8 protein-coding genes and 1 pseudogene are annotated in these 10,174 nt (G+C 40.8%); 1 reads left to right on the top strand and 8 read right to left on the bottom strand.

The window, feature by feature from the left end; all coding sequences use genetic code 11:
* Window positions 1–787, top strand: a pseudogene (locus FD34_RS06525) (IS30 family transposase); the annotation flags it as partial.
* 49 nt (window positions 788–836) lie between these two features.
* On the opposite strand, the gene FD34_RS08490 reads toward FD34_RS06525, so the two are convergent.
* The 8 genes from FD34_RS08490 to FD34_RS06490 all read right to left on the bottom strand — a co-directional run bounded on the left by FD34_RS08490 (window position 837) and on the right by FD34_RS06490 (window position 10,065).
* Window positions 837–1,151 (bottom strand): peptidoglycan amidohydrolase family protein, encoded by a 315-nt coding sequence (locus FD34_RS08490; protein WP_268872035.1) that lies wholly within the window; start codon window positions 1,149–1,151, stop codon window positions 837–839.
* 426 nt (window positions 1,152–1,577) lie between these two features.
* Window positions 1,578–1,937 carry a KxYKxGKxW signal peptide domain-containing protein gene (locus FD34_RS08835; RefSeq protein WP_057807938.1) on the bottom strand — a complete coding sequence of 120 codons (360 nt, stop codon included), beginning with the start codon at window positions 1,935–1,937 and terminating at the stop codon, window positions 1,578–1,580.
* A 63-nt stretch (window positions 1,938–2,000) separates the two neighbouring features.
* Window positions 2,001–3,680: an N-acetylmuramoyl-L-alanine amidase gene (locus FD34_RS06515; protein WP_057807936.1), complete on the bottom strand. Its 1,680-nt coding sequence runs from the start codon at window positions 3,678–3,680 to the stop codon at window positions 2,001–2,003.
* A 111-nt stretch (window positions 3,681–3,791) separates the two neighbouring features.
* Window positions 3,792–5,363 carry a glucosaminidase domain-containing protein gene (locus tag FD34_RS06510; RefSeq protein WP_057807934.1) on the bottom strand — a complete coding sequence of 524 codons (1,572 nt, stop codon included), beginning with the start codon at window positions 5,361–5,363 and terminating at the stop codon, window positions 3,792–3,794.
* A gap of 107 nt (window positions 5,364–5,470) precedes the next feature.
* The gene (locus FD34_RS06505) at window positions 5,471–6,538 is read right to left on the bottom strand and encodes an acyltransferase (protein ID WP_057807932.1); all 1,068 of its coding nucleotides are present in this window, start codon (window positions 6,536–6,538) and stop codon (window positions 5,471–5,473) included.
* Window positions 6,538–7,569 carry a sugar transferase gene (locus tag FD34_RS06500; RefSeq protein ID WP_057807930.1) on the bottom strand — a complete coding sequence of 344 codons (1,032 nt, stop codon included), beginning with the start codon at window positions 7,567–7,569 and terminating at the stop codon, window positions 6,538–6,540. The genes FD34_RS06505 and FD34_RS06500 overlap by 1 nt, the downstream gene beginning before the upstream one ends.
* 11 nt (window positions 7,570–7,580) lie before the next feature.
* The gene (waaB, locus tag FD34_RS06495; RefSeq protein ID WP_057807949.1) at window positions 7,581–8,633 is read right to left on the bottom strand and encodes a lipopolysaccharide 1,6-galactosyltransferase; all 1,053 of its coding nucleotides are present in this window, start codon (window positions 8,631–8,633) and stop codon (window positions 7,581–7,583) included.
* 10 nt (window positions 8,634–8,643) lie between these two features.
* On the bottom strand, window positions 8,644–10,065 hold the full coding sequence (locus FD34_RS06490; RefSeq protein ID WP_057807928.1) for a flippase: 1,422 nt from the start codon (window positions 10,063–10,065) through the stop codon (window positions 8,644–8,646).
* Between the last annotated feature and the right edge of the window lie 109 nt (window positions 10,066–10,174).

The following is a 10,174-nucleotide window of genomic DNA, read 5'->3' as shown; positions in this document are numbered from 1 at the left end:
TGGTGAGTATCAGGCTGAGCTAGCGCAATCTGACTTCGAACGAAAGGTTGGTCAACAGGGGCGGAAGTCTTCGCTCACTAAAAACCTTAAACACTTGATCGAGGAAAAGCTTCAAGTCCAGAAGTGGTCCCCTGAACAAGTTGCCCATGTGGTTGGGATCGCCTACAAGACGGTCTATAACTGGATTGATCAAGGATGGCTTGATGTACAGTTGCCCGATTTGCCTGATCATGGAATTCGTCGTCATCGTGCTAAAGAAAAGCGGGGTACGTTCAGTCACGGCCGCTCCATTGAGAAGCGTCCTCATAAAGTCGAAACTCGCCAGGAATTCGGCCACTTTGAAGCTGATACCGTACTCTCTGGTAAACGCAAAGGTCAAGCTGTGGCGACTTTTGTGGAGCGTAAAAGTCGCCTGACCATTGTTAAACGGCTCCATGGTCGCGACAGTCAGTCCATGACTCAAGCCGTACTGGAACTAGCTAGTCAACTTCAAGACAAGCTCAAGACGCTTACTGTGGATCATGGGAAAGAGTTCGCTAATTATCAGGCAATTGAACAGCTAACGGGTACTCAGGTTTACTTTGCCCATGCCTATTCACCGCATGAACGCGGTAGTAATGAGAACCGTAACCGAGTTTTGCGACGGTTTATTCCTAAGGGCCAAGCCATTGAAGAGCTGAGCGATCGCTAGCTGGTTCAAATCAATTGGTATCTGAATTCCCGACCACTTAAATGTCTTAACTGGCACACACCAATCGAGATCTTCTTGCTTAATCTACGTCACTAAATTCGTTCAAGTTATTTCTTGCAATCTGCCTTAGTTATTCCCTAACAAATTAGTTCCGCGCTGGATTGGTCAGACGGTAAGCATATTGATATGGCCTACCATGACTGATCCAGTAAGAGGTATATTCTGCCTCCTGACTGGCGGTACCTCGTTGCCCCTTGGTAAAGAAGCTGGTTGAAATAACAGTTTGGTAGTCTCCGGAATCAGTTACCACCATAGTGTGGCCCACGGCTCCATTGCTTGCTCCCCGGTAACCCCAGATAACCACGTCACCGTAGTGGAGGTCGACCGGCCCCATTCCTGAGGCGACCAGCTGATAGCCATTACCGAATAGATAGTCAGAAAGGTCATCAGTTCTATAGATGATCCGCGGTCATGACGCACCCGCGGACCACAGGGCCATAGTCATCGAGCCAGAGCAATCGGCCGGCCCGTCTCCTGCTCGTGACCCATACATTGAGTAAGTCAGGCGCTCTTCGCGTTGCAGGAAGCAGTTAATCACCCGCGTTGAGAGCGCTCCATTAACCAAGCGACCATCTGCCCCGAAGTAGAGGCCTTCGCGCCAGCTATTATTGACCCGTAGATAAGTCACTGGATCAGTAGTAGACCGATCCCATCCAGCGACGGGCACCGGTTCGAATCGGCCATCCTGACCAAACATGTACCAGTCGCCCCATTGGGATTGAACATAGTTATTATCAACGCGCAGATAGGTTGTTGGATCAAAGTAATAATAGGTACCGGCCCACTTCTGAACACCAGATTGGGCAACCCCATTATTGACTAAGTACTAACTATTCCCTTGACCATTAATGGTTGGCAGGTTGACGTAGTTACGACCTGCCTGGACCTTACCATTGGTGTAATAAGTCCATTGATTATTCTCATTAATCTGTGTGGATGGCGTAGCGGCAATAGTCTGCCTCTGTTCGGTGCTGGTATTTGAGACTGCTGCAGCAGAATTATCGGCAATTTCACTATGTCGATTGCTATTATTGCCCGACTGAGTCGTCATAACAACACTGGCATCGTCTTTATTAGCCACATCAGCGTTAGTCGTCGTCCCGATTGCCATCGCACTCAGCATTGCAATCGCCACCACACACCACCGTCGACCGGCTTTGAATAATTTAAAATGCTTTTTTTCCATTAATCTAGCTTCCCCTAAAAAACACCCGGGCAACTGCCCAGGTGTTACCTATGAATTTATAGATTACATTTCACCAGCATAGAGACTAACTAACTCGTAGAAATCACTCATCGTGTAGTTAGTACCGAAGAAATTATGAGCATTAGTCCACCAGTAACCATCAGGATCAGTGTGGTCAGTTCCACCCAAGTATTGAGAAACATTGTGATGTGACCATAACGTTCCAGTACCATTGGATTGAGCTAACGAAGGATCCATACCATATTTATGCATAATGTAGGCGGTGTAGTAAGCCGCATTGGAAAGCTCACGGGCAAACTGGTAGCCATTATGAACCTCAACCTGCTCAAATTGAACCGCCCGACCATTTGCCGGATAAGCAGCACCCCAGGCCTCATGATCAGTGTTGGAGATCTGAATGATGTTATTGCCATCAACAAATGCATGAACAAAGGCATCATCGTAATGGTCCTTTTCAAAATTAATTTCTCCCCAAATACTATCATTCGGGTTAGCCGTCTCATGGACAACCACCATGTTTGGCCGGCCATTACCAGTGCCACTGTACGCTGAAGTTAAATTAAGCGGGATCGCTTGACCATTGTCATAGAAGTAGATATTTGCGTGACCTAAACGGTTATTTAAGATGTAGTTATTGATGCTGTTAAAGCCACTAATAATACCACTGGCGTTTGCCCAGTAGGACTTACCATTAGCGTAGACGGTCTGGTTAGTTGCCTTAAGGTAAGTACCTGGATTGAAGTAGTAGAGGCTACCCTTCCAACCATATAATCCTGTAACAATTCGACCGTCTTCGCCGAACATATACCAGTCACCCCACTGGGACTGGCGGTAGTCATGATTAACTCTAAGGTACGTGCTTGGATCAAAGTAGTAATAAGTGCCTGCCCATTTATAAACGCCAGTTGTGATCCTACCATCTGGGCCAAACATGTACCAATCTCCCCATTGGGACTGCCGGTAATCATTATCTACCCGCAGATAAGTACTTGGATCGAAGTAGTAATAGGTACCCATCCACTTATATACCTTCGTGGCAATCTGACCATCCGGACCAAACATATACCAGTCGCCCCACTGAGATTGAACATAGTTGTTGTCTACGCGCAGGTAAGTGGTCGGATCAAAATCATAGTAGGTACCAGCCCACTTTTGAACACCGGATTGAACAACACCATTATCAACTAAGTACCAGTTATGACCAGTACTATTTCCGCTGGTTGGGATAGTTGGTAGATAAGAATAACTCCGCCCGGATTGAGCCTGACCATTTGTATAGTAAGTCCATCCACCATTATTATTTTTTACCCAACCGTTCTGTTGCTCAGTAGCCGCAGAGTGTTTGCTAACGGTGTGAGTATCAACATCGTTTACTACAGCATTAGCAACCGGCTGTTGGTTGTCAGTTGTAACGTTACTTTGTTGATTAGCGGCCGCACTCTTAACCACCGTTTGTTCGTTTGGGGTTGAGCTGTGATTAGTCAAATTTTGTTTGTTAGCCCCATCAGGAGTAGCTGATTGGTCTGAAGTAGCAGTCGTCGTTGAGTTAACATTCTGGTTAGCACTGACCGTCTGAACCGTTGTCGGCTCAGCACTAGACACCTCATCAGCATTAGCGCTTTGCGCACTTGCCATTCCGAAAGCCATTGCAACAACTGTAATTGCCATTATGCACCATTTCTTACCACTCTTATATAACTTAAAGTGTTTCTTTTGTGTCATAATGTGTAGATTCCTCCTTAATATTTTGAAGCTTAATACTAATAATACGATCTAACAATAAAAAAATAAAGCAGATGATTAGCCTTTCTATCATCTGCTTTATTAATTAAATTAGAATACTTGACGATCCCAAGCGTCCAAGCCATACGTCCGAATAACGTTGTTTAAGTTTGAAGCATAAGTTGGGGCAGTTGCATAGCCATCTGCATGCAGGTCATTAGTCACAACTGCGTAGTTCTTTTGCCACAGAAGATTGTGATAACGGCTGTTCGAAGCTAAGAAACGACCATGGTCAACAACACTCTCGTAGTTACTTGGGTATCGCCGAAAAGCATCATTGATGTAGTAGTAACCACCGGCACCATATTCGGCAGTCCGCATTACGATCGACTGACCATTGTAGCTTCCCTTAATACCAAACAGGTTATGGCCTTCGGTGGCCAGTGCAGATTCACCCCAGGCACTTTCCAGGATGGCCTGTGCAGCCGTAACAGAAGGCAATACACCATATTGATGCCAACCGTCAAGAGCGGCTTGGTAGATACTCAACATAAATGAAGAGTTACGGTTTTGACCGGTGATAATTCCGGATGCATCAGCATGTAATGCCATTCCGGCGAACGTAAAGTTCTTGTTAGTCACCTTTAGGTAAGTAGAAGGATCGAAGTAGTAGTAACTGCCAGCCCACTTCTGTAAGCCCGACAAAATCCGACCATCATTACCAAAGAGATACCAGTCTCCCCATTGGGAATGCCGGTAATCATTATCTACCCGCAGGTAAGTTACTGGATCAAAGTAGTAGTAAGTACCAGCCCACTTTTGAACACCGGTTTGAATTCGACCATCATTACCAAATAAGTACCAGTCACCCCATTGAGACTGACGGTAATCGTTATCTACGCGTAGATAAGTACTTGGGTCGAAGTAGTAATAGGTACCCATCCACTTGTAGACTTTGGTAGCAATCCGGCCGTCTTGACCAAACATATACCAATCGCCCCATTGAGACTTAACGTAGCTATTGTCTACGCGCAGGTAAGTAGTTGGATCAAAATCATAGTAGGTACCAGCCCACTTTTGAACACCAGACTGGACAACTCCATTGTCAACCAAGTACCAATCATGCCCAGCACCAGTACCATTAGCAGTAATAGTCGGTAAATAGGAATAGCTTCGCCCTGACTGAACTTGACCGTTTTGATAGTAGGCCCAGTGGTTATTCTCGTTTACCCAACCATTCTTTTGACTACTTGCAGCAGCAACCTTTACCTGAGTCGTTGTATTTGCTACATCACTTGATATCTCTGTACTATTACTATTTTGGACAGCAGTTGCAGCAGTTACACTACCTTGTGCAGCGGTTGTTTTTTCCTCTGATACAGCAGAAGCACTAGCTGGTTCTGCACTCTGTGCGGCTGTACTATCTTGTGCGCTATTCAAAACTACTTCATTGCTTTGAGCAGTTTGCGCTTGCTCTGCCTGATCACCATTCAAAGTGCTACTTGAGTCTACATTATTAATTACATTAATTTGCGTAGAGCCATTAATTTCACCAGGATTAGTAACTGTTGTATCTGCACTAACGGCAGTTGCAACACCAATAATGCTTGCGAGTGTTGCCAGTGCCATTACACACCATTGCTTACCACTTTTATATAGCTTATAATGCTTTCGCAAATCCATGAAGTTATAATCTCCTTAACAATTAACTAGTTAACATAATATAACAAATACCTGAAATTTAGTGGTATGTTAACAAAATGTAATGTTACTTAAATTTAATGTAATATTTACGGTATCAAAATTCGAATATACCGATTCTTCTTTATTAAAACAACAACTATAGAAAGAATAACGTACGCGATAACTGGCACTAGGAATATTTGATATGGGTTATTCATCAATCTTAGGAACCTTCCCCAATTATATGGAGTTGCGTGAAATAAATACTTATCAAGCATTTCATACAGAATAGGATGAATAATGTAGATACCTAGACTCGCCCCTGATAGGATCTTAAAGATTTTAAAATCATATGACTTTTCCGTGTGTAACCATTCAGTTATTCGCTTAATCAGAATATAAAGAGAAACTGAATAAAGATATGGGCCAATATTGTTTATAAACACAAACCTGTGTAGTGTTAAGTCATTAATTAACGATATAGCTAAAGCAAATAGCCCAATAATTATCAAATAATTCTCTTCTTTTTCACTAAAGAATCTCTCTTTAATTAAATACCCCATAACAAAGTACCCGACAAAGTTAGAGGTAATCAACGGCTGCGTCATAAATGACGTCATCAACTTTAACCCTGTTAATTTACTTACATAGTTTAATACATCCGTAAGCATAAATGATGCTACTACAATTCCAAATAGCGTCTTTTGATGATGATCAATAAGCACCGATATAATTGGCGTTACTAAGTAGAGCGCAATAATCGAATAGAAAAACCAAAACAAATTATTTATATTGTTATTGGCAAAGGCATTAATAAAATTAGTTAAGCTAGGGTGTGGATGCTGAATTGGTCCTGGATAAGCACGATGGCTAATATCGTAAATATAGTAAATAATCGACCATATCAGGAAAGGTATTCCCACCCGCTTAATTCTTTTCAACATGAAGGTCTTAGTAGAATACTTTCGACGATAGTTTAGAAGCGTTGCCCCTGAATTCATAAAGAAAATATATACAGCCGGTCCACACAATGTTTGTAGTATTAGGGTTGTAACATAGTTTGAATCCTTAGGACTACCAAGAAAAGCCAGTTGAGAGGTGTGCAAGACTAAAACAAAATAGATTGCAATGCAATTTAAAACATCAATGTAGTGTAATCTTTTATTTACTGACATTATTTCCCCTCATTTGCCACCTTTGCTTCTAGCTTTTGAACTGCCTGATGAATGTAAAAACCATTTCTTGATTTTTTAGCGATTAATTGGGCATTCATTACCATTTGTTGATACTTTTCCGGAGATAACTCCGATAAAACTTCATCCATATCATTAAGGTCAGATACTGAAAGGCCAATATTATTTTTCTCAATGAACGCGGCTAAAGCAGCTTCTTTCCAAATAATCACAGGGATACCACTGCTTAGGTATAAAGATGCTTTATGCGGATCATTAAAACGCATGTAATTTCCAAACAAGCCATCACACGTGTGTGGCGTTGAGCCATCCCATACTAATCCAAAGTTTTCATCTAAATACTTTGGCAGTTCATCAGGTGAATACTGTCCCTTATAGGAAACGTTAGTCCCATATTCATCTAATGGATTAGGGCCAAAAACATCTAACTGAACTTTTTTAAAAGACAAATTTCCCAGGAACTTCGCCTTATTAAGATTACCAGCAAAACAGACAGAAGGGTATCGGCTGCTATTTCGGTCGGATAATTTAACATCACTAGCGTAGTCAAAAATCCCTAAAGTTATTATTGGAACAGAAATCCCATTATTGATAAGCCATTTCTTCATCTGATCATTATGAACGATTAAGCCATCGGCCTTATTGAAGGTATTAAGTTCCTCTTTTATATAGTCCTTTTTATTAAGATGTAGTCGCAGAGACTCTACATCATGAATAATCAAAAACAGCTTAGTATCCATCTGGCTAATTCTCTTTACTAACTGCCTAGTAACAATTCGAGAGTATGTCGGATATTGTAGGAAGATCTCATCAACATCCGGATGCTTCTTAAGAAAGAATGGCACATTCAAGTAAGCAGTCTTAGCCTTCTGCAGTAAAGAGTGTTGGTCAATTTCAAAATTCCATTTGATAAAGCCATCTTTGACAAGGAATTTTTCAATGTCTAATTTTGCCTTAGGCCCAGCGTTATTACCTGTTGTTGTTTCCTTAACAGTTAAAATTACCTTCTTCATACATACCTCACCTAATAACTTGTTATTTTTTGCAGTACTTCTTTCAAATGGCTGAAATATTTCTCTTCATAAAACTTGGCGATACTTTCTTGAACCCTTTTGGCATCATAGCCAGTCTCAGCAATCTCATGAATTTTCTGGGCACACTCTTGAATATTACCAAGCTGATAGTGCATACCATTCACACCGTCAATAATCACATCATCATATCCGTCAAAGTTGGCAGCTAAACATGGAATACCCCTTGAAATGGATTCAAGGAAAACCATTGGTAGACCCTCAAACTTGGATGTCAGAATAGTGGCAAACGGCCGGTACACTAACTCGTTCCAAACATTTTCAGCCCAGCCATGCCAGACAACCTTCTTATCGATACCAAGCTTATAGCACAGTTGTTGGCATTCCTGTTCGTCTTTTCCGCTTCCATAAACGTCCAAAATCATTGGAAAGTCAACAAGGCTAACTGCATTGAATAACTCTTTAAGATTCTTCTGACCATTGTTTTGAATTCTACCCACATATAACAAGTGTTTAATCCCATCGTTCTTTGTACTTTCAAAGATCTGATGGTGCTCGGCAGGATTAAGGACTAAGAAAATTTTTTGCGGAGCAATTCCTAAATCAACCATTTGATTCTTAATCGCTGAGCTAATTGCCAAATGATAATCGGCATAAACCATATTTTCAGGATCGTATACCTTTTGATTAGCAATGGAGAAATGAAACCAAGAAACAATCTTACATTTCTTATGAGTGATTTTCCTCAATTTAGCATAGAGCTTAATAATATTAGGACTTAAAATTATGTATGTTTCATTTCTAGGCCCATTAAGAAAAATCCGCGTGAAATAAAACAAACGAGATACTCTCGAACTGTTATGAGGGTAAGTTATTTTAATCGAGCGATCTAATTGACGTAACCATTCCCTGTTAGGGGTAAGGTTTGATAAGACAAGGCTAACTTCATTGTTACTATCCTGTGCCAAATTATTTAGTACCTTAACAAGAACGGTCTCTGTTCCACCACGACCAGTAATCTTATTTGCTATGAATGTAAGATGCATAATACTCACTCTACTTTTTCTTTAATAGTTCTTTTGCCTGCGTAACTATTGGTGCCCTCATTATGAGCAGACAAACGACATAGACAAGCGCTCCTAGTGCAACCTGGAGGATAAGGTTAATAATTGTCATATTCATGATCTCGTTAATTCTTGAAACAACAAGATACATAAATAGTCCGCTTAATAAGTAACGCCAGATTGGAGCAAATAATTTTCGCCGACGAATTGTGCCCCGAATATAAAATAATTGAACAGTAGTTACTGAAAATTCAGAAATCACGGTCGCAATTGCGGCCCCATTTGCCCCATACAATGAGATAAGAAATAGGTTAGCAATAACATTAACAACCGCACCAATTGTAACTGAAATAGTAAATTCATGTTCACGGTGAATTGGCATCAAGTATTGCGTTCCAGTCACATTACTCCACGCTATCATTAAAATAGCTGGCGCCTCAAAAAAGATCACCCCACCAGTTGGTCCATACTCACTACCTAAGAACCAAGGAGCAAACTTATAAGCAATCGCCATTAATCCAAACATTAATGGCGTTGCAATTGCGGTTACAAAGTCAAATGATCGATATAGGCTAGCATGAACACCCTTAATATCACCAGAGGCAAACTTATTAGCTATATGAGGGAGCATTACGGTCCCCGTTGCAGTTACAATAGCCAAAACTAATTTAACGATATTATCCCCAAAATTAAATTGAGAAACAGCCGCCTGAGGTGCCATTCTTCCAAGCATTATCCTATTAACAACCAAATAGATTTGCGTCGTAATGGTTGGAATGAATAATAGTAGTGCTGGATAAAAGTGCTTAAATGGTCGCCAACTACTAATTTTCACCCACTGAATGGACTTTCGTAAATACGGCCATAACGTCAAGCTTCCGGCTAGCTGAGCAAAGCCAAGTAAGAAAATATATTTAGCTAAATCATTTTTATTACGTACCAACACGAAGATTAAAGCAATAGTAATTAGCTTTACTATTGTGTTCCGAGAAACAGTCTTCTTAAAATCTTCCATGCCCATAAAGTACCATGATACATCTATTCCGTAAGCAATAATCCAAAGTGCTTGCAGTAAGAAGTATACTTTAAAAGCACTACTGAACATCATTACTACAATGATGTAGGCAGTAAAAGCTATAGAACTAGTTAACAGCTGTAATGAAATGATTTCCCAAAAAATTTTTGAACGTTTGTATTTATCACTTCGCTGATAAGCAATTTCTCGATTCCCATATAATGAAATACCTAACTGCCCTGCTAAATAGAAAAATGTCACCCATCCATTAGTATAAGTGTTTATCCCATTATTATTGGCACCTAAGATACGTGATACATATGGAGTTGTAATTACAGGAGCCAACATTAATAGTATTTGATATCCTGCATTATACAAATAGTTTTTAATAACCTTCATATAATAACCTCGGCTAACTTTTCGAACTAAACAATAATTTTACCACTGTATTATGTAAGCAGTCAATAACGATACGTCTAGGCGCGGTCGACCAATCCCCCTATACTGA

The sequence above is a fragment of the Limosilactobacillus pontis DSM 8475 genome, from assembly GCF_001435345.1.
Classification (GTDB): Bacteria; Bacillota; Bacilli; order Lactobacillales; family Lactobacillaceae; genus Limosilactobacillus; species Limosilactobacillus pontis.
The sequence above is the reverse complement of the archived record's forward strand: the minus strand, read 5'-3'. Positions and strand labels throughout refer to the sequence as shown.

What these genes read in the sequence shown, in the direction of transcription:
- FD34_RS06500 (WP_057807930.1), bottom strand. Translation starts at nt 7,569, where the DNA reads ATGAAGAAGGTAATTTTAACTGTTAAGGAAACAACAACAGGTAATAAC.
- FD34_RS06515 (WP_057807936.1), bottom strand. Translation starts at nt 3,680, where the DNA reads ATGACACAAAAGAAACACTTTAAGTTATATAAGAGTGGTAAGAAATGG.
- FD34_RS06490 (WP_057807928.1), bottom strand. Translation starts at nt 10,065, where the DNA reads ATGAAGGTTATTAAAAACTATTTGTATAATGCAGGATATCAAATACTA.
- waaB (WP_057807949.1), bottom strand. Translation starts at nt 8,633, where the DNA reads ATGCATCTTACATTCATAGCAAATAAGATTACTGGTCGTGGTGGAACA.
- FD34_RS08835 (WP_057807938.1), bottom strand. Translation starts at nt 1,937, where the DNA reads ATGGAAAAAAAGCATTTTAAATTATTCAAAGCCGGTCGACGGTGGTGT.
- FD34_RS06510 (WP_057807934.1), bottom strand. Translation starts at nt 5,363, where the DNA reads ATGGATTTGCGAAAGCATTATAAGCTATATAAAAGTGGTAAGCAATGG.
- FD34_RS06505 (WP_057807932.1), bottom strand. Translation starts at nt 6,538, where the DNA reads ATGTCAGTAAATAAAAGATTACACTACATTGATGTTTTAAATTGCATT.